19 protein-coding genes are annotated in these 21,442 nt (G+C 71.4%); 9 read left to right on the plus strand and 10 right to left on the minus strand.

The window, feature by feature from the left end:
• A partial coding sequence (locus ND748_RS02540) for a carboxyl transferase domain-containing protein (protein ID WP_285901497.1) occupies positions 1 to 989 on the minus strand: 989 nt, incomplete at its 3' end.
• A 502-nt stretch (positions 990 to 1,491) separates the two neighbouring features.
• On the opposite strand from ND748_RS02540, the gene ND748_RS02545 reads away from it, so the two are divergent.
• Positions 1,492 to 2,094: a TetR/AcrR family transcriptional regulator gene (locus ND748_RS02545; RefSeq protein ID WP_251743776.1), complete on the plus strand. Its 603-nt coding sequence runs from the start codon at positions 1,492 to 1,494 to the stop codon at positions 2,092 to 2,094.
• 371 nt (positions 2,095 to 2,465) lie between these two features.
• On the opposite strand, the gene ND748_RS02550 is transcribed toward ND748_RS02545, so the two are convergent.
• Complete coding sequence (locus ND748_RS02550; RefSeq protein WP_251743777.1) at positions 2,466 to 3,380, minus strand: LysR family transcriptional regulator; 915 nt, start codon at positions 3,378 to 3,380, stop codon at positions 2,466 to 2,468.
• A 105-nt stretch (positions 3,381 to 3,485) separates the two neighbouring features.
• On the opposite strand from ND748_RS02550, the gene ND748_RS02555 reads away from it, so the two are divergent.
• Positions 3,486 to 4,331: an oxidoreductase gene (locus tag ND748_RS02555; protein ID WP_251743778.1), complete on the plus strand. Its 846-nt coding sequence runs from the start codon at positions 3,486 to 3,488 to the stop codon at positions 4,329 to 4,331.
• A 520-nt stretch (positions 4,332 to 4,851) separates the two neighbouring features.
• Here ND748_RS02555 and ND748_RS02560 read toward each other — a convergent pair.
• The gene (locus ND748_RS02560; protein ID WP_251743779.1) at positions 4,852 to 5,802 is read right to left on the minus strand and encodes an SPFH domain-containing protein; all 951 of its coding nucleotides are present in this window, start codon (positions 5,800 to 5,802) and stop codon (positions 4,852 to 4,854) included.
• A 243-nt stretch (positions 5,803 to 6,045) separates the two neighbouring features.
• On the opposite strand from ND748_RS02560, the gene ND748_RS02565 reads away from it, so the two are divergent.
• Entirely contained in the window at positions 6,046 to 6,696 is a 651-nt protein-coding gene (locus tag ND748_RS02565; protein ID WP_251743780.1) for a pyridoxamine 5'-phosphate oxidase family protein, read from the plus strand.
• A gap of 68 nt (positions 6,697 to 6,764) precedes the next feature.
• Here the strand turns inward: ND748_RS02565 and ND748_RS02570 are convergent, their stop codons facing one another.
• Together ND748_RS02570 and ND748_RS02575 are read right to left on the minus strand one after the other, a co-directional pair.
• A complete protein-coding gene (locus ND748_RS02570; protein WP_251743781.1) occupies positions 6,765 to 7,406 on the minus strand; it encodes a CoA transferase subunit B in 642 nt (213 codons plus the stop codon).
• A complete protein-coding gene (locus tag ND748_RS02575) occupies positions 7,403 to 8,149 on the minus strand; it encodes a CoA transferase subunit A (RefSeq protein ID WP_251743811.1) in 747 nt (248 codons plus the stop codon). Before ND748_RS02575 ends, ND748_RS02570 begins: the two co-directional genes overlap by 4 nt.
• A gap of 198 nt (positions 8,150 to 8,347) precedes the next feature.
• Between ND748_RS02575 and ND748_RS02580 the strand changes: the two genes are divergently transcribed.
• A complete protein-coding gene (locus ND748_RS02580) occupies positions 8,348 to 8,629 on the plus strand; it encodes a hypothetical protein (protein ID WP_251743782.1) in 282 nt (93 codons plus the stop codon).
• On the opposite strand, the gene ND748_RS02585 is transcribed toward ND748_RS02580, so the two are convergent.
• Positions 8,626 to 9,633, minus strand: a complete 1,008-nt coding sequence (locus ND748_RS02585; RefSeq protein ID WP_251743783.1) for an LLM class F420-dependent oxidoreductase — start codon at positions 9,631 to 9,633, stop codon at positions 8,626 to 8,628. The genes ND748_RS02580 and ND748_RS02585 overlap by 4 nt on opposite strands.
• A 250-nt stretch (positions 9,634 to 9,883) precedes the next feature.
• On the opposite strand from ND748_RS02585, the gene ND748_RS02590 reads away from it, so the two are divergent.
• Together ND748_RS02590 and ND748_RS02595 are read left to right on the plus strand one after the other, a co-directional pair.
• Complete coding sequence (locus ND748_RS02590) at positions 9,884 to 11,002, plus strand: acyl-CoA dehydrogenase family protein (RefSeq protein WP_251743784.1); 1,119 nt, start codon at positions 9,884 to 9,886, stop codon at positions 11,000 to 11,002.
• A 110-nt stretch (positions 11,003 to 11,112) separates the two neighbouring features.
• Positions 11,113 to 12,543, plus strand: coding sequence for an acyl-CoA dehydrogenase family protein (locus ND748_RS02595; protein WP_251743785.1), 1,431 nt, complete (start codon positions 11,113 to 11,115; stop codon positions 12,541 to 12,543).
• Positions 12,544 to 12,736: 193 nt separating this feature from the next.
• On the opposite strand, the gene ND748_RS02600 is transcribed toward ND748_RS02595, so the two are convergent.
• A complete protein-coding gene (locus tag ND748_RS02600; RefSeq protein WP_251743786.1) occupies positions 12,737 to 13,882 on the minus strand; it encodes an acyl-CoA dehydrogenase family protein in 1,146 nt (381 codons plus the stop codon).
• Between the two features lie 110 nt (positions 13,883 to 13,992).
• On the opposite strand from ND748_RS02600, the gene ND748_RS02605 reads away from it, so the two are divergent.
• On the plus strand, positions 13,993 to 15,726 hold the full coding sequence (locus tag ND748_RS02605; RefSeq protein WP_251743787.1) for an AMP-binding protein: 1,734 nt from the start codon (positions 13,993 to 13,995) through the stop codon (positions 15,724 to 15,726).
• Between the two features lie 21 nt (positions 15,727 to 15,747).
• Positions 15,748 to 16,437 carry a cysteine hydrolase gene (locus tag ND748_RS02610; protein WP_251743788.1) on the plus strand — a complete coding sequence of 230 codons (690 nt, stop codon included), beginning with the start codon at positions 15,748 to 15,750 and terminating at the stop codon, positions 16,435 to 16,437.
• Here ND748_RS02610 and ND748_RS02615 read toward each other — a convergent pair.
• From ND748_RS02615 to ND748_RS02625, 3 genes are all read right to left on the minus strand, one after another.
• A complete protein-coding gene (locus ND748_RS02615) occupies positions 16,400 to 17,857 on the minus strand; it encodes an HNH endonuclease signature motif containing protein (protein WP_251743789.1) in 1,458 nt (485 codons plus the stop codon). The genes ND748_RS02610 and ND748_RS02615 overlap by 38 nt on opposite strands.
• A gap of 905 nt (positions 17,858 to 18,762) precedes the next feature.
• On the minus strand, positions 18,763 to 19,359 hold the full coding sequence (locus tag ND748_RS02620; RefSeq protein ID WP_251743790.1) for a hypothetical protein: 597 nt from the start codon (positions 19,357 to 19,359) through the stop codon (positions 18,763 to 18,765).
• Positions 19,347 to 20,471 (minus strand): FAD-dependent oxidoreductase, encoded by a 1,125-nt coding sequence (locus ND748_RS02625; protein ID WP_251743791.1) that lies wholly within the window; start codon positions 20,469 to 20,471, stop codon positions 19,347 to 19,349. Before ND748_RS02625 ends, ND748_RS02620 begins: the two co-directional genes overlap by 13 nt.
• A 259-nt stretch (positions 20,472 to 20,730) precedes the next feature.
• Here ND748_RS02625 and ND748_RS02630 point away from each other — a divergent pair, with 259 nt between their 5' ends.
• Positions 20,731 to 21,366 carry a TetR family transcriptional regulator gene (locus ND748_RS02630; protein WP_251743792.1) on the plus strand — a complete coding sequence of 212 codons (636 nt, stop codon included), beginning with the start codon at positions 20,731 to 20,733 and terminating at the stop codon, positions 21,364 to 21,366.
• Positions 21,367 to 21,442: the final 76 nt, after the last annotated feature.

Raw genomic sequence — 21,442 nt, forward strand, 5'->3', positions numbered from 1 at the left:
TCCCGCACGTCATACGGCGTCCGCGAATCCGTCGGCACCGCCGCGTACAGCCCCGCCGGGTCCACCGCGGGCTCCTCCACCGCCGCGACCGGCCAGGGCCGCGCCGTTCGCGGGGCGAGGCTCGCGACGATCCGGCGCACGGTCTGCAGGGCGTCGGCGTCGTCGTCGGCCAGGTGGTCGACGACTCCGGAGGTCTTCGCGTGCAGCAGGCCACCGCCGAGATCCTCGGCCGCGACCACCTCCCCGGTGGCGGCCTTGACCAGCGGCGGCCCACCCAGGAAGATCGTTCCCTGGTTGCGGACGATGACCGTCTCATCGCTCATCGCCGGGACGTAGGCGCCGCCCGCCGTCGACGAGCCGAGCACCGCCGCAATCTGGGCGATGCCGGCCTTCGACATCGTGGCCTGGTTGTAGAAGATGCGGCCGAAGTGCTCCCGGTCCGGGAACACGTCGTCCTGCATCGGCAGGAACGCCCCACCGGAGTCGACAAGGTAGACGCAGGGCAGCCGGTTGTGCAGCGCCACCTCCTGCGCCCGCAGGTGCTTCTTCACCGTCAGCGGGTAGTACGTCCCACCCTTGACGGTGGCGTCGTTCGCGACGACGACGCATTCCCGCCCGGCGATCCGGCCTATTCCCGTGACGATGCCCGCGGCCGGCGCGTCGCCGTCGTACATCCCGTCCGCGGCCAGCGGGGACAGTTCCAGGAAGGGGCTGCCCGGGTCGAGCAGCACCTCGATGCGCTCGCGCGCCAGCAGCTTGCCGCGCTCGACGTGCCGGCGCCGGACGGGCTCGGGCCCGCCCAGGGCCGCCACGGCGAGCCGCTCGCGCAGCTCGGCGACGAGCGCGGTATGGGTCTCGGCGTATCCGCGCGCCGCGGGTGAGGCGGTGTCGACGGCGCTGCGCAGCGGCGGCCCGGTGAGATCCTCCGCCGCCGCTGCCCTGGCACGCGCGGCGGCGGGACCGTCGCCGACGTTAACAGTCGCTAACATGAGTCCAGATGTTAGCGCGCGCTAACACTTCCGTCGACCGACCGGCCGGGCCAGGACCCCCGCCCCCGCCCATGCACTTGCGGTTGCCGACCGGTGGACCACGCTTGGTAGCCTCTGCCCGGAGGAGGACCACATCGTGCCGTCGCGTGCCACCCGGGTGACGCCCCCGGCAGGTCTGGCCCCCACCTTCTCCGACGCCCCCTCCGCCACCGCCGGACCGCCCCCCACCGCACCGGCGCAGGAACCCGGTCCCGCGCCGGCCGCGGTCAAGTCCGCTCCGGCCGGCGCGGCGCCCACCTCGCCCGCGACCGACCCGCCCGCTACCGACCCGCCCGACACCGACCCGCCCGTCGCCCTGGCGCCCGTCACCGGCCGTCCCACGACATCCTCGGCCCACCCAGACCCAACCGGCCCAGAACCGAGCGGCCCAAATCCAACCGGTCCAGAACCGAGCGGTCCAGAACCGAGCGACCTGGCTCCGGGCGACGTGACCCCGAGTGCCGTGACCCCGAGCGCCGTGACCCCGAGCGCGGCTTCGCCGGTCCGGCGGGCTCGCACCGGGCGTCGGGACGACCTGCTGCAGGCGGCGGCGCGGCTGTTCGCCGAGCGGGGGTTCCGCGGGGTCGGCATCGAGCAGATCGGCGCCGCCGTCGGCATCCGCGGGCCCGGCATCTACCGGCATTTCGCCAGCAAGGACGCGATGCTCACGGAGCTGCTCGTGGGCATCAGCGAGCATCTGCTCCACGGCGCTCAGGCCGTGCTGAGCGCGGACCCGAGTGCGTCCGACGCCCTCGACCGCCTCGTCCGCCGGCATGTCGAGTTCGCCGTCGGCAACCCCGACCTGATCGTCATCCACGACCGTGACCTGCACAGCCTGCCGGCACCGGACGAACACGAGGTCCGCCGGCTACAACGCGCCTACGTCGAACTGTGGGTCGGCGTGCTGCGTCGCCTGCGCCCCGAGCTGACCGCTCCCGCCGCCCGCGTCCGCGCCCACGCGATCTTCGGTCTGATCAACTCGACCCCGCACAGCTCCGGCGCCCTCGACCCCGCGATCAGAGCAACCACACTGCACGCCATGGCGACCGCCGCCGCCACGGCGTAGTCCCGCCGCCGGCGGCTAGCACAAACGGCCATCGCGACGTCCGTGGGAAGGATTTCAGCCGCTCACGGTCGTCGTCGGGATGCCCGACTCGCACACAGGTAGCCGTAGCCGTAGCCGCTGGCGATGGGACAGTCCAGTACACGAGGAGGGGAATCACTCGATCAGATGTCCCCTCGCACCTGACCTGACGCAGAGCGTCGCCACTGGGCTGCGGTGCGCCCGATTCACTGAGACGCAGACCACCGGGTCCGTCTCGCAGCATGGTCCGCTGCTCGCTGCAAAGCCCATGAGGCCGACAGTGGCGCCTGGACATGCCTGGTGGCTGCCGTGAGAGCAAGGCCGGCGAGATCCACCACGCTCCAGGCGCCTCATCAACAGGTTGTGGCCCCAACCTCCCGCGCAGCGGCAAGGTAGGCGAGAACCAGCGTCCGCTTGTCGTCCTGGCGGGCGGCCACCGCCAGTTGGGACGGGGAAATTCCCCGGACCGGCACGGCGATCACCTCGTCCCGGGCGACCAGCGGGGCGTTACCGGTGGCCAGCAGCGCCACCCCCTGGCCGCTGGCGACCGCCTCGTGGGTCTCCTCGGCGCTGGCCACCACCCCGCCGATCCGCGGCTGGCGACCGTCCCGGGCGTCCAGGGCAAGCCAGTAGTCCCGCAGCGGGCCGGCCTCCGGAGGGAGGGCGAGGAAGGGCTCCTCCAGCAGGTCGGTGAAGTCCACCTTTCCCTCGGGGTCGGACGCGGCCCGCGCCGCCAAGGGGTGTCCGTCCGGGAGCGCGACCAGCCGAGGCTCGCGGGCCACCACCGCATACTGGTAACGGTCATCGTCCGGCAGCGGCAGCCAGACGAAGGCGACGTCGCTGGAACCATCCGCCAACCCGGCGCTGGGATCCGCCCAGTTGACCTGGCGCAGGACGAGCTGCGCTTCCGGACGGCGGGAGACGAGGCGGGTCCGCAGGGCGGGCAGCAGCCCGCGACCCGGGCTGGTGGACATGCCGATCGCCAGAGTGCACCGCTCGGCGGTCTTCGCCTCCTCCACCGCCGCCTGCGCGGCCTGCCAGGCGGCCAGCACCGCGCGGGCGTGCGGTAACAGGGCTTCCCCCATCGCGGTCAACCGCACTGTCCGCCGGTCCCGTTCGAACAGGACCACGCCCAGTTGCTTCTCCAGCATCCGAATCTGCTTGCTCAGAGCGGGTTGGGAGACGAACAGTCGCTCGGCGGCGCGGGTGAAGCTCAATTCCTCGGCGACCGAGGTGAAGTAGTACAGGTCGCGCCCATGGACGTTCATAACTCATGGCTATCACAACGGGACTTGGACGCAGCCCTGATGCCTGGCGAAGGATGGGACCTGCGACGGGACGGCCCCAAACAACAATGAACAAGGGAGATGAAGATGAGCGAGGACGCCAAGGTCTGGCTGGTCACCGGCGCGAGCAGCGGTTTCGGGCGGGCCATCGCGGAGGCCGCGGTCGCCGCTGGTGACACGGTGATCGGCACGGCCCGGCGGACAGCGGCGCTGGACGACCTGGTCGCCGCGTACCCGGACCGGGCGGAGGCGATCAGCTTGGACGTCACCGACAGCGGGCGGATCGATGTGGTGGCCGCCGACGTCCTAGCCCGTTACGGCAGGGTGGACGTGCTGGTGAACAACGCCGGCCGCACTCAGGTGGGGGCGTTCGAGGAGACCACCGACCGGGAGCTGCACGACCTGTTCGAGCTGCACGTGTTCGGCCCGGCGCGGCTGACCCGGGCGCTGCTGCCGCAGATGAGGGAGCGGGGCAGTGGATCGGTCGTGAACATCAGCAGCTTCGGCGGGCAGCTGTCCTTCGCCGGGTTCTCCGCGTACAGCGCGACCAAGGCGGCGCTGGAGCAGCTGTCGGAGGGCTTGGCCGACGAGGTGGCGCCGTTCGGCATCAAGGTGCTGATCGTGGAGCCCGGCGCGTTCCGTACCAACCTGTTCGGCAAGGGTGCGGCGTACTTCTCTGAGGAGAACTCTGCGTACGCGGAGAAGGTCGGCGCGACCCGGCAGATGGTGCAGGGCAGTGACGGCAGCCAGCCCGGCGACCCGGTGAAGGCCGCGGCGGCGATCCGGCTGGCTCTGGAGGCCGAGAAGACCCCGCTCCGCCTCGCCCTCGGCGGCGACGCGGTCGACTTCCTGACCGCACACCTGGACTCCGTACGGGCCGAGCTCACCGAGTGGGAGGAGGTCTCCCGGGGGACGGACTTCGACACGGAATGAGAGCCGGGCAGGGCGAGAACCCGGTGCTCGGTGAACTCACTGGTGAAAGGCCTTCCGCAGGGGCGGACGTCCCCTCATCACAGGAGCCTGACCAAACCCTGCGAACCTCATCAGGCAGGACGCTGGGTAGCCCAATTTCTGACCGGTCACGGACGCAGCGATGAGTTTACCCGGTCCGGAGAGTCTCACCAGCGTTATCGGGCGGTGGGCTCGAAGTGCTGGTGGAGGTAGTCGGCAGTGGCATCCCACAGCCACGTAGCCGAGAACGCCGGACGCCGCGCGCGCCACCCCGACCAGCTGCCGACACTGCGCCGGCCGCCCGCACTCGTCGATCAGCGACTCCCACCACCGCGCTGCCGGCGCAGACCCGGAACGACCTCGGCATGGTCCAGCTCCTCATACCGAACGACGACGTCCAGGATGTCCGCGCTCCGCTGTCGGACAACCTCCGGATCCACCTTCCGGCCACCACGATCTTCGTTTGGTCAACTGAGAACCGCCCGCCCAGTCCTCGGTGGGGCTATTTGCCCGTGGCGACGGCGACTTCCGCACCGGGCGCGTAGGTCGTCACGTTCGACGGAATCGCCTTGAGCTCGTCGATTTTGGCGCAGGCCGGGCACTGTGCATAGCCCGACTGGCGCTGGCGGTTCGCCTCAGCCTCCGCCTTCGCCTCGGCGACCCGTGCCTGCGCCTCGGTGATCCGCGCAAACGCCGCCTGGGCGCTGTTCACGGCCGCCTGGACGTTCTGCGGCAGCGTGACCCGGGCGAGGGTGAATCGCAGGTTCTCCAGGAAATGGCCACCGAGATTGTCGTTGAGGTCGGTGGCCAGTGACTTGTTGATCGCGTTCTGGACGGCCTGGATGTTGCCGTTGCTCGACGCCGCGTTGAGGGCCGTCTGGGCCCCGGCCTGCTGGTTGGCGCCCATCTGGACCAGGGCGCAGGAGGAGACGAGGTCGGCACAGGTGAAGTTGTTGACCTGCTCACGAAGGTCGTTGTCGATGACCGGCCGAATGATGGCGCCCAGGAACGCGGACCAGCCGTCGTCACCCGACCAGGCGTAGTAAAGCTTTCCGCCCTTGCTCGCCAGCGGGAACTTCCTGGTGCCGAACTTGTCGTCGAACTGGCGTAGGACGTCGTGGTCGAGGTTGAGGGTGAAGTAGAACGTGCCCTCGATCCCCATACTCACACCGTCCTTCGACGGTGTCGTCACGACATCGACCGTGCCACGGTCGCTCTCACCGGCAACGGATGTGATCGTGTAGTAGCGCTGCTGCGCCGGATAGTTGTGCATCGAGGAATACAGGCCGACGTAGGTCCTCGACGAGGCGGGGTTGACGATCTGGCGGATCCGGTGATTGTCGAACGGGCCACCGTTGCGGACCACCGCGATCTGCCCGCCCGACGTCGACGCGAACGAACCGAGCGCGCTCGCCCCCACGACCAGGCCGAAGATCACCGCCAGCACTCCCACGACGGCACCGGCTCCGAGCCCGATACGCCTACCTGATGACACGCGCGCTCCCCTGACCGACGTTGCGACCCGTGGTCAGTATGTCCGGTTTCCGTGGCCGCATCGACGGAGTTCTCGGGAAGCTGTCCGTGGATCCCGTTCCACCCGTTGGGAGCAGGTAGTACGCGTCGGCATCGCCCCGGGTACACCGGCTGGACCGGAAATCCGGTGGGCGGGGCATCGCGGCGGTGCCAGGCTGCCCGCATGGAGACTCCGACGGCCGGACCCGCGCATCTCGCCCCCACCCGGGCGCGGGACCGAATCCATCACGGGACCGCACGGATCCACGCCGTGCTCGACGAGGCGCGGATCTGCCACGTCGGCGTGGTCGTCGACGGCTGGCCGCACGTCCTGCCAACGCTGCACGTCCGGCGCGGCGACACCCTCTACCTCCACGGCTCGGCGGGCGGCCGGGTGCTGGCCGCCGGGCGCGCCGGTCGCCTGCCGATCTGCGTCACCGTCTCGCTGCTCGACGGGCTCGTGCTGGCCCGCTCCGCCGTCCGCCATGCGGTGAACTACCGGTCGGTGCTGGTCCGCGGGCTCGCCTCGGCCGTGCTCGACGAGGACGACAAGCGCGCCGTGCTCGCCGCGTTCGTCGACCGGACCGCGCCGGGCCGCTCGGGCGCCTGCCGGCCGGCGAACCGCCGGGAGCTGGCCGCGACCGCCGTGCTCGCCGTCGCACTCGACGACCCCGGAACGCAGGTGACGCTGAAGGCGCGCACGGGCGGGCCGGTGGACGACGCCGAGGACCTGACCCTGCCCCACTGGGCGGGGGTGATCCCGGTGCGTACGGTCGAGGGCGCGCCCGAGCCGGCCGAGGACCTGGCCTACCTGAGCGCGCCGATCGGCTTCTGACGCGGGCCCGCGCTCCCCGTTGGAGCCGCGGCTGGTGCCACGCTGGTGCGGGGGTCGGCGTGGAGGGGTCAGTCGAGCTGGATGGTGAGGTCGGGGCCGGTGGCGGCGCGGACCTCGTCGACGGTGACGCCCGGTGCGAGTTCGCGCAGCACGAGACCGCGGCCCGGCTCGACGTCGAGGACCGCGAGATCGGTGATGACCCGGTGCACGCAGCGCCGGCCCGTCAGCGGCAGGGAACACTCCCGCACCAGCTTGTGGGTCCCGTCGCGGGCGACGTGCTCCATCATCACGATGACGCGGCGGGCGCCGTGCACGAGGTCCATCGCACCGCCCATCCCCTTGACCATCTTTCCGGGGATCATCCAGTTCGCGAGATCACCCTGCGCGGAGACCTGCATCGCGCCGAGCACCGCGACGTCGACATGGCCGCCGCGGATCATCCCGAACGACGTCGCCGAGTCGAAGTACGACGCCCCCGCCAGGACCGTCACCGTCTCCTTGCCGGCGTTGACCAGGTCCGCGTCGACCCGGTCCGCGCTCGGATAGGGGCCGACCCCGAGGATGCCGTTCTCACTGTGCAGCACCACCGTCACCTCCGCCGGCAGATGGCCCGGCACCAGCGTCGGCAACCCGATCCCAAGATTGACGTACTGGCCGTCGACCAGCTCCCGCGCCACCCGCGCGGCCAGCCCGTCCCGTGTCAGCGTCATGCCGTCACCGTCCTGCGTTCGATCCGCTTCTCCGGGTCCGGCGCGTGCACCACCCGCTGGACCAGGATCCCCGGGGTGTGGATCTGATCCGGGTCGAGTTCGCCCGGCTCGACGAGCTCCTCGACCTCGGCGATGGTCACCCGGCCCGCCGCCGCGCACAGCGGGTTGAAGTTCGCCGCGCTCGCCCGGTAGACGAGGTTGCCGTGCCGGTCTCCGCGCCAGGCGTGCACCAACCCGAAGTCACAGACGATGCCCCGCTCCAGAACGTACTCGGCGCCGTCGAACACCCGGGTCTCCTTCGCCGGGGACGCGAGCGCAACGCGCCCGGAGGCGTCGTGGCGCAGCGGGACGCCGCCCTCGGCGACCTGCGTGCCCACCCCGGCCGGGGTGTAGAACGCCGGGATCCCCGCCCCGCCGGCCCGCAGCCGCTCCGCGAGCGTGCCCTGCGGCACCAGCTCGACCTCCAGCTCGCCGGCCAGGAACTGCCGCTCGAACTCCTTGTTCTCCCCCACATACGACCCGGTCGTGCGCCGAATCCGCCCCGCCCGCAGCAGCAGGCCGAGCCCCCAGTCGTCGACTCCGCAGTTGTTGCTGACGGTCTCCAGACCGCTGGTCCCCGCCGCCAGCAGCGCGTCGATCAGGACGCTCGGGATGCCACACAACCCGAACCCCCCGACCGCCAGCGACGCCCCGTCCGGGATGTCGGCCACCGCCAGGGCCGCACTCGCGACCACCTTGTCCACCCGGGCACCCGCCTCCCGCAGCAGCGGACGGCACCGCACCGGAGCCACCCGCACGTTAGCGTTCGCTAACCCAGACGAAGTTAGCCACAACTAACATCGGCGTCCAGTCCCCTCGGCCCGATCGGGCTCGGGCGATGTCCGGGCCGGGCCCGCAGCCCGCCCGGCGCACCGTGACCCGCCGCCGCGGACGAGATCGGCGTGGCAGAGCCCGCCTGGCACTGCTCACCCATCCACACTTCCTCTCCCCCATCCACACCTCCTCGCCGACACGAAAGGGATTTCGCCAGCAGCGGGGATTTCGCCAGCAGCGCAGCCTTCGCCACCGGTGGGGATTTCGCCAGCGGCGAGGACTTCGCCAGCAGCGCGGCCTTCACCAGCGGCGAGGATTTCGTCAGCAGCGTGGACCTCACCAGCGGTGGAGCCTTCGCCAGCGGTGGGGCCTTTCGCCAGCGGTGGGGCCTTCGCCTGCGGCCGCGCTAGCCCTTCAGGCCGGCGAGGATGCGGGAGATCACCTCGGGGGTGATGGGGGCGGGTGAGTAGAAGCTCACCCGGTCGGCGATGTCGCCGACGCGGGCCCGGATCTGCTTCGGGATGTCCTCCGGGGTGCCCCGCGCCGTGAAGACCTCCAGCACCTCCTCGGTGACGAGTGAGCCGAGGTCCTGCCAGCGGCCGTCGCGGGTCAGCTCGTAGAGGTCACGCTGCAGGCTGCCCCAGCCGTGCAGTTCCAGGACCGCGCTGTAGGCGGGGGTGGAGGCGTAGAAGGCGAAGTGCTGACGCAGCTTCTTCTCCGACTCGGCCAGCTCCTGCTCGGTGTCACCGGTGGCGATGAGGGTCGGAAAGGTCAGCTCGACGTCCGAGCGCTTGCGCCCGGCCCGCGCCAGGCCTCGCTCGAGCGCCGGCAGGGTCACCTCACGCACGAACCGCTCGGAGGAAAGGCCGTGTAGCAGGATCCCGTCGGAGACCTCGCCGGCGACCTCGGTCATCCGCGGACCGAGCGCGGCGAGCTGGATGCGCGGCGTCCCGTACGGGTTGGGCCCCGGGTTGAAAAACGGCGTCATGAGGGTGTGCTGGTAGAACTCGCCCTGGAAGTCCAGGCGCTCGCCGTCGTTCCAGCACCGCCAGATTGCCTGGATGGCCAGGACGATCTCCCGCATCCGCTTGGCCGGCTCGGACCACACGGCGCTGAAGCGCTTCTCGATATGCGGCTTGACCTGCGATCCGAGCCCGAGGACGAAGCGCCCCTTGCTGATGGTGTGCAGGTCGTTGGCGACCATCGCCAGGTGCATGGGGCTGCGCGGGAAGGCAACGGCCACACCGGTACGGATCATGACGTGCTCGGTCGCCTGTGCCGCCAGGACCACGGGCAGGAACGGGTCGTGCGCGGTCTCCGGGACGTACAGCGCGTCGTAGCCCAGGGACTCGAGTTCGCGTGATCGGCTGGCGATGTCGTCAAGATCGGCCCACAGACCAACGTCGACCTTCACGTCCACTCCTTAAGTTGGATCAGATAGATGATTTGAGTAAGCTACCTCAATAGTCGCTATCATGGCAGCGACGCGATCGGTCGGCTGCATCACTGGCCGGCCCGCGGCCCGGCAGCGGCCCGCGACCTGGCAGCGGCCCGCGACCGATCGGCCTGCCGGGCCGTCCCGTGCCGCGAGCGCCACCGGGCCGAACGGCGTTTGCTGGTTGAGGGCGTGCCTGCGGCGCCCCAGGATCGAGAGGAGACCGCCCGTGCTTCCGGGTGTGACAGCGGACCAGAGACTGTTCGCCGAGACGGCCGAGCGCTTCATCAGGTCGACCTGCCCCGTCTCGACGGTGCGCCGGGTGGCACAGCAGGAGGTGCAGCTCGACGTCGGCTACTTCACCGAGATCGGCGAGCTGGGCTGGCTGGCCCTGTTCGTGCCCGAGGAGCACGGCGGCGGCAGCCCGTCCGGTCACCCGGTCCTCGACGCCGGCCTCATCGCCGAGCAGCGCGGCCGCTACCTGCAGCCCGGGGGCGTCGTCGGGTCGAACGTGGCGGCGCTGGCGATCACGCTCGGCGGCACCGGCGAGCAGCGCGCCCTGCTCGACGACCTCGCCGGCGGCAAGGCCCTCGCGGCCTGGGCGCTCGGCGATCCGGTGGGTGGCTGGGAGGCCTCCGCCGGCGTCGAGGTCCGCCGCGACGGCGCCGGCTTCGTCCTGTCCGGCACCAAGGGCCTCGTCCAGGACGCCCACCTGGCCGGCTGGTTCCTCATCAGCGCCGCGGTGGACGGCCGCCCGGCGCTGTTCCTGCTGCCCGGCGACGCCCCCGGGCTGAGCGTCGAACCGCTGGCCGGGCTCGATCTGACCCACCGGTACGCCGAGGTGGTCCTGCGCGACGTCGCCGTGCCCGCCTCCGCGGTGGTCGGGCAGATCGGCGACGGCGACCTCGGCGAGCGGCTGCTGCAGGTCGCCACGGTGCTGACGGTCGCCGAGATGGTGGGCGCGATCGGCGCGCTGTTCGCGATGACACTGGAGCACGCCCGCAGCCGCGCGGCCTTCGGCCGGGTGATCGGCTCCTTCCAGGCGGTGAAACACCAGCTCGCCGACCTCAGCCTCGCGGTGGAGTGCAGCCATGCCATCGCCACGGGAGCGCTCACCGCCGTGCAGGAGCAGGCGCCGGACGCCGGGGAGCTGGCCAGTGCGGCCAAGGCGTTCGTCGGCGACGCCGCGATCGACGTCTCGCAGGGCTGCCTGCAGCTGCACGGCGGCATCGGCTACACCTGGGAGCACGACCTGCACCTCTACCTGCGCCGGCTGGCGACCGACCGGGTCGTCTTCGGCGACCCTGCCTGGCACCGCGAGCGCATCTGTCGGCTGCACGGCCTGTGAACGAGCCGCCGGCCGGCAGGAGAGACAGGAGAGAGCTGCCAGGCCGGTGACGCCGCCGGGCAGAGAGAGCGACGACCGATGAGCACACCCCGACGACCGGAGGGAAGGCGATGAGTGGACAGGCGGCCGAGGGCCAGGCAGCGGGCGGGCAGGCGGCAGACGGGCAGGCGACGGGCAGGCAGACAGCAGACGGCCGCACAGCCGGCGGCCAGGCGACGGGCGGCCAGACAGCAGGCGGCCAGACAGCAGGCAGGCAGGCAGCAGGCAGGCAGGCAGCAGGCGGCCAGACAGCGGGCGAGGCGACGGGGCCCGGTCTCGACGGCTACCGGCGTGAGGTGCGGGCGTGGCTCGCGGCGAACCTGGATCCCAGGGACGACGACGCCCCGGCCCGCCTGCGCGGCGGCGACGCCGCCAACCTTTCCCCCGAGCGGGTCGCCCAGCAACGGGACCTGCAGCGCCGCATCTACGAGGGCGGGTACGCGGGCATCACCTGGCCGGCCGAGTTCGGCGGGCAGGGCCTCACCCCCGCGCACGAGGAGGTCTTCGCACAGGAGAGCCGCGGCTACGTCGTGGCGGACCTGGGCATCGCCGGGCTGACGACCACCCGGGTCTGCGGGCCGACGATCCTCGCCCACGGCACCGACGAGTTCCGCCGCACCCACATCCCCCGGATGCTCTCCGGTGAGGAGATCTGGGTGCAGCTGTTCTCCGAGCCCGGCGCGGGTTCCGACCTCGCCGGGGTGTCGACCCGGGCCACCCGCACCGACGCGGACGACTGGGTGCTCAACGGGTCGAAGGTGTGGACCAGCGGCGCCTACTACGCCGACTACGGCCTGTGCCTGGCCCGGACCGACCCGACCGTCCCGAAGCACCGCGGGTTGACCTGGTTCGGAGTGCCGCTGACCAGTGACGGCGTGACGATCCGGCCGATCCGGGAGATCAACGGCAGCTCGGAGTTCTGCGAGGAGTTCTTCGACGACGTGGTCGTCTCCGACGCCAACCGGATCGGCGCCGTCGGCGACGGCTGGACGGTCGCCCGCACGATGATGGTCTTCGAGCGCCTCGGCGGCGACCCCGACGAGGCGCCCCGCCACGCCGGCGCCCGCGAGCTCGCCCCCGACCTCGTCGCCCTGGCCCGGCGGGTGGGCCGCCAGGGCGACCCGGTGACCCGCCAACTCATCGCCCGCGCCCACGTCATCGACGTCGTCAAGGAGCAGCTCGACGCCTACGTCGCCGCCCAGGCCGAGTCGGGGACGGCCAACCCGAACCTGGGGTCCTACTCCAAGCTCGCCGCCGGCACGCTCAACCCGGTCCGGGCGTCGATCGGCCTGGAGATCGCCGCCGCCGCCGGCGTCGCCTGGCATCCGCAGGACACCGAGGCGTCGACGACGGCGCTGAACTACCTCAACGGCCGGATCCTGGCCATCGCCGGCGGCACCAACGAGATGCAGCGCAACGGGATCAGCGAGCGGATCCTCGGGCTGCCCCGGGAACCCGCCCACGACCTCGACCGCCCCTTCAACGAGCTGCGCCACAACTGACCCACCGACTGGCTGACCCGCTGGCTGTCTAGCCAGCCGGCTGGCAGACCCATCGACCGGCCAACCCACCCGCCGGATGAACCACCGACTGTCTAGTCCACCGGCCGGATGAACCACCCGCCGGATGAACCACCCGCCGGATGAACCACCGGCTGTCTAGCCCGCCGGCCGGCTGAAACAGGTCGTCGGCCGCTCAGCCCAGGTGCATCGAGCGGCCGATGATCTCCTTCATGATCTCGTTGGAGCCGCCGAGGATCCGGCTGATCCGGCTGTCCCGATACATCCGAGCGATCGGGTACTCGTTCATCCAGCCGTAGCCGCCGTGCAGCTGCACCCCGGCGTCCACGGCGGCGTCCTCCAGTTCGGTGGCGCACAGCTTCGCCGCCGCCGCCTCGACCCCGGTCAGCTCGCCGGTGACCAACGCGGCCAGGCAGGCGTCGACGAAAGACCGTGCCATCAGCGCGCGGGCCTGCAGGTCGGCGAGGACGAAACGGGTGTTCTGGAAGCTGCCGATCGGCTTGCCGAACGCCTTGCGCTCGCGGACGTAGGTGGTCGTGAGCTCGAGTGCGCGAAAGACGTTCTGCACCGAGGAGATCGCGATCGACAGCCGTTCCTTCGCCAGGTTGCGCATCAGGTAGTGCAGGCCCTCGTTCTCCTCGCCGAGCAGGTTGGCGGCCGGGACGCGGGCGTCGGTGAAGAACAGCTCGGCGGTGTCCTGCGAGCGGGCGCCGACCTTGTCCAGGCGGCGGCCACGCTCGAAACCGGGGGTGTCGCGCTCGACGACGATGAGGCTGATCCCCTGCTCGCCGTCCGCGCGAGTCGTCTTCGCGCACAGCACCACCAGGTCGGCGAGGATGCCGTTGCTGATGAACGTCTTGGACCCGTTGATGACGTAGTGGTCGCCGTCGCGCACCGCGGTGGTACGCATGCCCCGCAGGTCGCTGCCGGCGACGGGCTCGGTCATCGCGATCGCCGTGATCAGCTCGCCGCGGACGTAGCCGGGCAGCCAGCGCGCCTTCTGCTCGTCGGTCGTCAGCTCCAGCAGGTACGGGCCGATCAGGTCGTTGTGCAGCTGGATGGCGAACCCGCCGATGCCGGCGGTGGCGAACTCCTCGGCGACGACGGCACCGTAGCGAGGGTCGTCGATGCCCGCGCCGCCGTACTGCTCGGGCACGGCCGGGCCGAGCAGGCCCACCTCACCGGCCCGCAGCCAGGCGGTCCGGTCGACGATGCCCTCGGCTTCCCACCGGTCGTTGTGCGGCAGGCACTCCTTCTCGACGAAGGTGCGGGCCAGCCGGCGGTACTCCTCGTGGTCGGGGGTGAAGACGGAACGCTGCATCTCGTGACCTCCGCGGGGATCGTCTGGCAGCATCACAGGGCAGACGGTAAGGAGAATCTAATCATCTGAAGGATATAGCTTGTACAGGTGATGGCAGTTACAGTGCAGCCATGACCGGTCCCCTGCGCCGCGCTCCCGCGAACGCCCACTGGTACGCCGCCGGGCTGCACACCTCCCAGACCCTGGTCGACGCGTTACAGGACGGCGCCGCACGGCACCCCCAGTCGTTGATGATCTTCGATTCGGAGACGCATCCGGCGTCGGCCAGGCTGATCGACATCCACCGCCGCGGCGCCCGCCTCGCCGGCGCGTTCGCCCGGCTCGGGCTGCGGCGCGGCGACGTGATCGCCTGCCAGGTCCCCAACTGGCTGGAGGGCGCGATCGTCTATCACGCGGCGATCTCGCTGGGGCTGGTCCTGGTGCCCGTCGTGCACATCTACGGGCCGGTCGAGGTCGGCTACATCCTGCGGCAGTCGGGCGCGCGGGCGCTGGTCATGCCCGACCGCTGGCGCTCCATCGACTACCTCGACCGCTTTGCCGCGGTCGGCGACTGCCCCGCCCTGGAACATGTGATCACCATCGGTGAGCGGACGGCGCCGGGCGGGGTCACCCTGGCGGCGCTGGAGGCGCTCGACGCCGACCCGCCGGCGCCGCAGGACCCGCACGCCGACGACGTCTGCATGGTCATCTACACCTCGGGCACCACCAGCGCCCCCAAGGGCGTGCAGCACACCCACAACACCCTGCTCGCCGAGATGCGCGCGCTGGCCCGCGCCGACGCCGGCACCCCGGACGCGGTGCACCTCTCGCCGTTCCCCGCCGGGCACATGGGCGGCGTCCTGCTGCTCGGCCGGGCGTTCCTGTCGGGCCGCACGAGCATCCTCGTCGACTCGTGGAACACCGCACGCGTCGCGCAGGTCATCCGCGAACGCGAGGTGAGCTGGCTCGGGGCGACCCCGTTCTTCCTGAGCAGCCTGCTCGCCGACGTCCGCGACACCGGCACGCCGATGCCGTCGCTCGACGAGATCCACCTTGGCGGCGCCGGCGTCCCGCCGGAGCTCGTCCTGGCCGCCGAGGCCGCCGGCTGGCGGGCGTTCCGCTCCTACGGCTCCACCGAGCACCCGACGGTGACGGTGTCCACGGTGGCGGACCCCGTCGAGGTGCGCGCCTACACCGACGGCGTCGCCTTCGGTGCCAACCTCATCCGGATCGTCGACGACGACGGCCGGGACCTGCCCCCCGGCACCCCCGGCGAGATCGTGACCCTCGGCCCGGAACTGTTCGTCGGCTACACCGACCCCGCGCTCAACGCCGAGGCGTTCCTCGACGGCGGCTGGTTTCGCACCGGCGACATCGGCACCCTCGACGAGGCCGGCCACCTCACCATCGTCGACCGGAAGAAGGACATCATCATCCGCGGCGGGGAGAACATCTCCTCCACCGAGGTCGAGGGCGTCCTGCTGCGCCACCCGGCGATCGTCGAGGCCGCGGTGACCGCGATGCCCGACCCGCTCTACGGCGAGCGGGTCTGCGCGTTCGTCCTGCTCGAACCCGGCCGCGAGCTCACCCTCGGCGACCTCATCGAGCACTTCGTCGCCATCGGGGTGGCCAAGCACAAGACCCCCGAACGTCTCGAGATCGTCACCGAACTGCCCCGCACCGCGGCCGGCAAGGTCCGCAAGGCCGACCTGCGCGCCCGCCTGCGCGCCCCCGCCCCTGCCCCTGCCCCTGCCCCCGGCGTGCCTGGCTCCCCCGGCGTGCCCGACGGTTCCGGCGCGCCCGGGGCGCCTGATGTGGTCGACGCGCACCGAGACGGCCAGGGCTCCCAGCGCGCGGGCATCTGAGGAGTTGGGCGGACCGACGCGATGGTCCACGGACTCGACCGCGGCGAGCGCGCCGCGCTGATCGTCAGCGAGTGCCTGCGTGGCACCCTCGACCCCGAGCTCGCGATCTTCGCCGGGCTGGCCGAGCAGGCCGCCGAACGCGGCATCCTCGCGCGCATCGCCGCGCTCGCCGCGGACTTCCGCGCGCTCGGGCTGCCGGTCGTGCACATCCACGTGGCGCACCGGCCGGACTTCGGCGCGTTCAGCGACACCAACCCGGTGTCGGCGAAGGTGCGCCGCGAACGGCGGGTGCTCGCCGCCACCCCGCAGGCCTCGCCGATGCCCCAGGTCGCGCCCCAGCCCGGCGACTACGTCAGCACCCGCCGCTCGGGCCTGGCGATGTGGTACGGCACCGACCTCGACTCCACCCTGCGTAACCTGCGGATCGAGACAGTCGTCCTGACCGGCGTGTCGACGAATGTGGCGCTGCTCGCCGGCGCCCTCGGCGCGACCGACCGCGGCTACCGCAGCGTGCTCGTCGAGGACGCCGCGGCCGGCGCGAGCGTCGAGTCGCACACCTGGATCGTCGCCAACCTGCTGCGCCTGCTGTCGACGATCGCGCGTGCCGGCGAGGTCCACGCCGACCTCGCCCGCCGCGGGGCCGCCGCGACGACCACGCCCCCGCGCCCTTGGCTCAACACCCACCCTGAGGATGACTCCCGACCGAGGTGACGAACGGGGTGGGGTTGAGAAGGATGTCGAGAGGTTGGCTGTAGGGGTTTCGGCGGGGGGTCCGGGTGTGGTCGACCCAGGGGGGTGGGATGAGTTCGGGTCGGCGGTCGGCGCCGAGTCGGACAGTCCAGCGGTGGTGGTGAACGTGGCGGTGGTGCCAGCCGCAGAGCAGGACGAGGTTGTCGAGGCAGGTAAGACCCTCGTCGATCCACGAGATGATGTGGTGGGCCTGGCACCAGCTAGGTGGCCTGCTGCAACCGGGGAAGACGCAGCCCCGGTCCCGGGCGACCAGCGCACGGCGGAGGTCGCCCGGGACGGTGCGCTGTGTGCGGCCGACGTCGAGGGGGACGCTGGCGGAGTCGAGGATGATGCGACTGACGGCGGCGTCGCAGGCGAGGCGCCGCACGGTGGCGCGTGACAGGGGCTGACCCCAACTGGTGGACGCGGCCGGCCCGCCGCGGCCGACCAGGGTGGGCCAGGGGATCGTGACGGTGAGGTGCGGGCGCACTCCGCCGGAGATGGGAACGGCGGAGGCATCGAGCGCGCGGTGCACGAAGTCGACGAGGGCGTCGGCGCGGCGGCGGGCGGGACTACGCGGGTCGGGAGTGCCGTCGACGGCGGGCATGGGGGCAGCCAGGCTGTCGAGCGCGGTGCGAAGCAGAGCGGCCGCTTCCGCGTCGAGTTCGCCGCTGATCCGGGTCATGCCGTCGGACAGATCGGTGATCCACAGACTACGGCGATCCGCTGGATCGCCGTAATCACCTCCGGCGTCGGTGGTGCCGCTCTTACCAGCACCCTTACCACCGTCCGGAGGGCTGTCGCTGTCGGCGTCTGCGTTGCCAGCGCCGTCGTTGTCGCCAGCGCCGTTGCCCCCGGGGTCGGGGTTGTCGCCGCCGGGGCTGGTATCGACATCGGTGAGGCGTTCACGGATGTGACGGCCGAGCCGGGCGAGTTCCGCGGGGTCGAACGTGGCGGCGGAGGTGAGCAGGAACTGTTCGGCGGAACGTCGGGTGGCGACGTCAACGCCGCGGGGCAGGGAACGAAGCGCGAGGTGGATCGTCTGAGCCTGTTCGACGCTGATCGTGCCGGCGATCAGGGCGGCGCCGGTCGCAGCCAGGTTGTCGTCCACGGCCAGGGCCAGGTCCACCAGCCGCTGAGCGTCGACGGGGCGGATGCGCAGCCGAGCACGGATCAGGGCGGCGGTACTGGTCGCGCCTTCCCGCAGCGCGCTGCCTCGGCCATGTATCTCCCGCATCAGACCGAGACGGACCGCGGCGAGACGGGCCAGCAACGCCGAGCAGTCCAGAACCGCGCCGTCGAGCTCGGGATCGGACAGCCCCCAACTGGGCAGGTGCACCGCCTGCCCGACCATCGCGTCGAGCTCCGACAGGGCGGCCAGCAGCTGCGGACAACCTGCCATGCCAACACCGTCGGAATCGCCGCCGGTGCGAGTGGCTGAGCGCGGACCCGAATCAGCAGTGACGCCGAGGGCGAAGCCAGCGGCAGATCGTGAGCCCTGGTCGGGGCCGGGGTCGAAGTCAGAACGAGGGTTCGGGTCGGGGCCAGCGTCAGGGCCGGGACCGGAACCAGGGCGCGGGTCAAGATCGGAGTCAGGACCAGGTGGAGGGCAGGGGTCAGGGCCGGGGCTGGGGCCGAAAGTGAAGGGAGTCACGGATCAACACTAGGTCAACCAGCCCCCAATGTCGAACATATGTTCGGATGAGTGACCGATGTGGGGAAAGGGTCCACCGACGCGTGCACAGCGTCGAGGCTGTGCCTGCCAGCAGAGGTGGCGCCCGGGCGGCGAGAGACCGAGCGCACGCCGCGAGCCAGGCTGGCGGCCGAGCCGTAGCTCGGAGGCCGCGGGACCGGCCTCATCCGGGAGCCGGCCTCATCCCGGGAGCGCACCGGCCCTCCTTCCACCCGCCAGCCGGATCCCGACGGTGGCGACGAGGCGGCCGACGCCTGGGCTGATCCGGAGACGCTGGGCATGCTGGAGACCCCCGGCATCCCAAATACGCCGGGCAGGTGACGCCGGGCAGGTGAGACTCGGGCACGCCGGGATGCGCGCACGGCGGGACACCGGGCACGCTGGGACACCGGGCACGCTGGGATACCGGGCACGGCGGGATACCGGCACGGCGGGATACCGGCACGGCGGGATACCGGCACGGCGGGATACCGGCACGGCGGGATACCGGGACACCGGGCAGGTCGGAGCGGCAGCCCGCGGCATGCGGCATGCGGCCGGGGTCTTTGGCGCTTCACGTTCGCCATGCCATGAGTAGCAGTGGCTGCGCTGTCGGCCTGGCCCCCTTGCCGTAGCTATCGTCTGAGCAGGTGGGCCAGGGCCCGGTGGAGGTCGTGTTCTGGCCGCCGGGGCAGGTGGGCGGCGCGCCAGGCGACGAAGCCGTCTGGTCGGATGAGGCTCGCGCCCGCTCTCGTGACGCCGTACGCGTCCAACAACCGGTCGTCCGGGTCGTGCAGCCCGACGCCGACGTGGTGGATGTCCAGGTCGACCTCGAGGGACGCCGCCGCCGTCCTGGCTGCCGCGATCCAGTCCTCCCCATCAGGGCCGACCAACACGGTGAAGGCACCGGTGAACAGGTCGAGGGTGGACAGCCGGGCGCCGGCCCGGTCCAGCCAGACGTGTGGCGCGCGCAGACCCGGTCGCCCGCTGGGCCGGCGTGGGTCTTCGACCGGCCCGACCGGCCCAGCCGGCGTGGAGGGCCCGACCGGCGTGGACAGCCCGACCGGCGTGGACAGCCCGACCGGCGTGGACGGCGTGGACGGCGTGGACGGCGTGGACGGCTCGGTGAGAATGGCGGCGGAGTCGTACCGATACCCGAGGATCATCGCCAGGTCGTCGATGGTCGCGGCATCGCCACCGTGGCCCTCGTGGCGGTCGCTCAGGAGCCGCATCGCGGTGTCGAGTGTTGTCCGCGCGACCGGGCGGCGCTCGTCGTCGTAGGTGTCCAGCAGCGTGTCGACTGCCGGCCCCTGATGACGGCGGCGAGCTTCCAGGCCAGATTGTGCGCGTCTGCGATGCCGGTGTTCGCGCCGTAGGACCCCGTGGGGGGCACGACGTGCGCCGCGTCGCCGACGAAGAACACCCGCCCGGCCCGGTAGCGGCGCGCGACCCACCCACCGATCCTGGTGCTGGCGGCCTTCTGGTCCCGGCCGGGCATCGGGGGTACGAGGGTGAGTTCGAGGTCGGGAATGCCGACCGCCTCGCGGGCCAGTTCGGCGCAGCGTTGGTCGGTGAAGTCGTCGGGGCTTTCGCCCCGCTCGGAATGGTAGGGCACCCCGAGCGCCCAACGGCCGAACTGCCGCAACGGAACCAGGGCCGTGCCCGTGGTCGGCCTGTCGAGGTAGGCGAGCAGGAATCGGCGTCCCCGCAGCGCGGTACTCAGGTCGGCGTCGAAGATGAAGTTCATGACCGGGAAAAGAACACCGGGCCCGTCCGCGCCGATGCCGAGCTGGTGACGTAGGCCCGCCCGGTGACCATCCGCGGCGATCAGATAATCGGCGTCGATGCGGTACTCGGCACCGCTGCCCACATCGCGCAGCAGGGTTGTCACGCCGCCTGCGCCTGCGTCGAAGGAGACCAGTTCGGTGCCGAACCGCACGTCGGCGCCACTGCGTTCGGCGTGGGCGCGCACGACGTGTTCCAACTCGTCCTGGTCGATCATCGCCCAGTCGGTGGGGCTGACGGACGCCAGCGGCCGGACCCGGGCGAGCACGTCAAAACGGAAACGTTCTTCGCCGGTCAGGGTCTCCGCGCCGATCATCTCCGGCAGGTCGGCCAGAATCGACGCGCGGGCGCGGATCTCCCTTTCCAGACCGAGGGCCTGGTAGATCTCCATCGAGCGCGGGTTGAACGCCCGTGCCTGTGGCAGCAGTGCCGTGGACGGGTGCCGCTCGACCAGCACCGGCTGGATTCCCTGCCGCGCGAGGAGGAGCGCCGCGGACAGGCCGACGATGCCGCCTCCCACGATGAGGACGGCGGTCTTGTGGTCGCGCGTCTCGCTCATGCTCGCAACGCTCCTGTCGCCATTCCACTCCTCGCGCCGAGGTGAAACTCGACGGCATCCTGCACAGGCCGCACCCAGCGGGTCGTGACCGTCGCCACGGCGCTCCCGCCACGTCGGCGAAAGTTTCTCCACGACGTGTTGCCTCGCCGGCAACTGGATGCACCATGCCATGGTCAACCACAAGGATGACCGTGTCATCCGTACGATTGAAACAGTGGAGGAGGCAGTTGGGATCGTCAGGCGCAGGTACTGTCGGGACGTGTCGTCGTCGAAGCCGCGCCGGTCACCCAAGCCCCAGGAGCGACGGCGCGATCCGGATCGCACTCGCAGACTCCTCCTGGACGCGGCGGCGGCCGAGTTCGCCGCACACAAGTACGCCGGGGCCCGAATCAGTGCGATCGCGGCCCGGGCTGGCGTCAACCAGCAGTTGATCTCCTACTATTTCGACGGCAAGGAAGGCCTCTATCGGGCCCTGGCGGACGTCTGGCGGCAGCGTCAGAGCGAGTTGGCGACGCCGGGTACTCCTCTGTCCGAGCAGATCCGCCGATACGCCCTGGAAGCCCTGAGCAACCCCGACGGTGTCCGATTGTTCGCGTGGAGCGGCCTGGAGTACACCGGCCCGCAGGCCGACCCCGATCACGCGGCCCGCTCGGAGCGACTGCGGGGCAGCGTCGAGGAGGTCAGCGCCCTGCAGTCGGCCGGTCGACTGCCGGCCGAGGTGGACCCGGCCTGCCTGACCATCATGTTGATGGCCGCCGCGATGGCGACCACCACGCTTCCCCACGTCATCGAGGGCGTGTGCGGGGTCGATCCCCGCTCACCCGAGTTCCTCCGCCACTATGCCGATCAGATCGCCACCGTCACCCGCCTCCTCGGTCTCGACACACCGGGCTGACCAGGCCACGGGCGGCTGCCGGCCGCAGGCGACAGTGTCCGGCTCATTCAGGGTCGTGGACGAGCAGGGCGATCTG

It is taken from the genome of Frankia sp. AiPs1, from assembly GCF_023716945.1.
Classification (GTDB): Bacteria; Actinomycetota; Actinomycetes; order Frankiales; family Frankiaceae; genus Frankia.

Bases quoted from the DNA above. Each gene is read 5' to 3' on its own strand.
- ND748_RS02550 (WP_251743777.1), bottom strand. From the start codon at position 3,380: ATGAACGTCCATGGGCGCGACCTGTACTACTTCACCTCGGTCGCCGAG.
- ND748_RS02555 (WP_251743778.1), top strand. From the start codon at position 3,486: ATGAGCGAGGACGCCAAGGTCTGGCTGGTCACCGGCGCGAGCAGCGGT.
- ND748_RS02565 (WP_251743780.1), top strand. From the start codon at position 6,046: ATGGAGACTCCGACGGCCGGACCCGCGCATCTCGCCCCCACCCGGGCG.
- ND748_RS02570 (WP_251743781.1), bottom strand. From the start codon at position 7,406: ATGACGCTGACACGGGACGGGCTGGCCGCGCGGGTGGCGCGGGAGCTG.
- ND748_RS02595 (WP_251743785.1), top strand. From the start codon at position 11,113: ATGAGTGGACAGGCGGCCGAGGGCCAGGCAGCGGGCGGGCAGGCGGCA.
- ND748_RS02600 (WP_251743786.1), bottom strand. From the start codon at position 13,882: ATGCAGCGTTCCGTCTTCACCCCCGACCACGAGGAGTACCGCCGGCTG.
- ND748_RS02605 (WP_251743787.1), top strand. From the start codon at position 13,993: ATGACCGGTCCCCTGCGCCGCGCTCCCGCGAACGCCCACTGGTACGCC.
- ND748_RS02610 (WP_251743788.1), top strand. From the start codon at position 15,748: ATGGTCCACGGACTCGACCGCGGCGAGCGCGCCGCGCTGATCGTCAGC.
- ND748_RS02615 (WP_251743789.1), bottom strand. From the start codon at position 17,857: ATGGCAGGTTGTCCGCAGCTGCTGGCCGCCCTGTCGGAGCTCGACGCG.
- ND748_RS02620 (WP_251743790.1), bottom strand. From the start codon at position 19,359: ATGCGGCTCCTGAGCGACCGCCACGAGGGCCACGGTGGCGATGCCGCG.
- ND748_RS02625 (WP_251743791.1), bottom strand. From the start codon at position 20,471: ATGAGCGAGACGCGCGACCACAAGACCGCCGTCCTCATCGTGGGAGGC.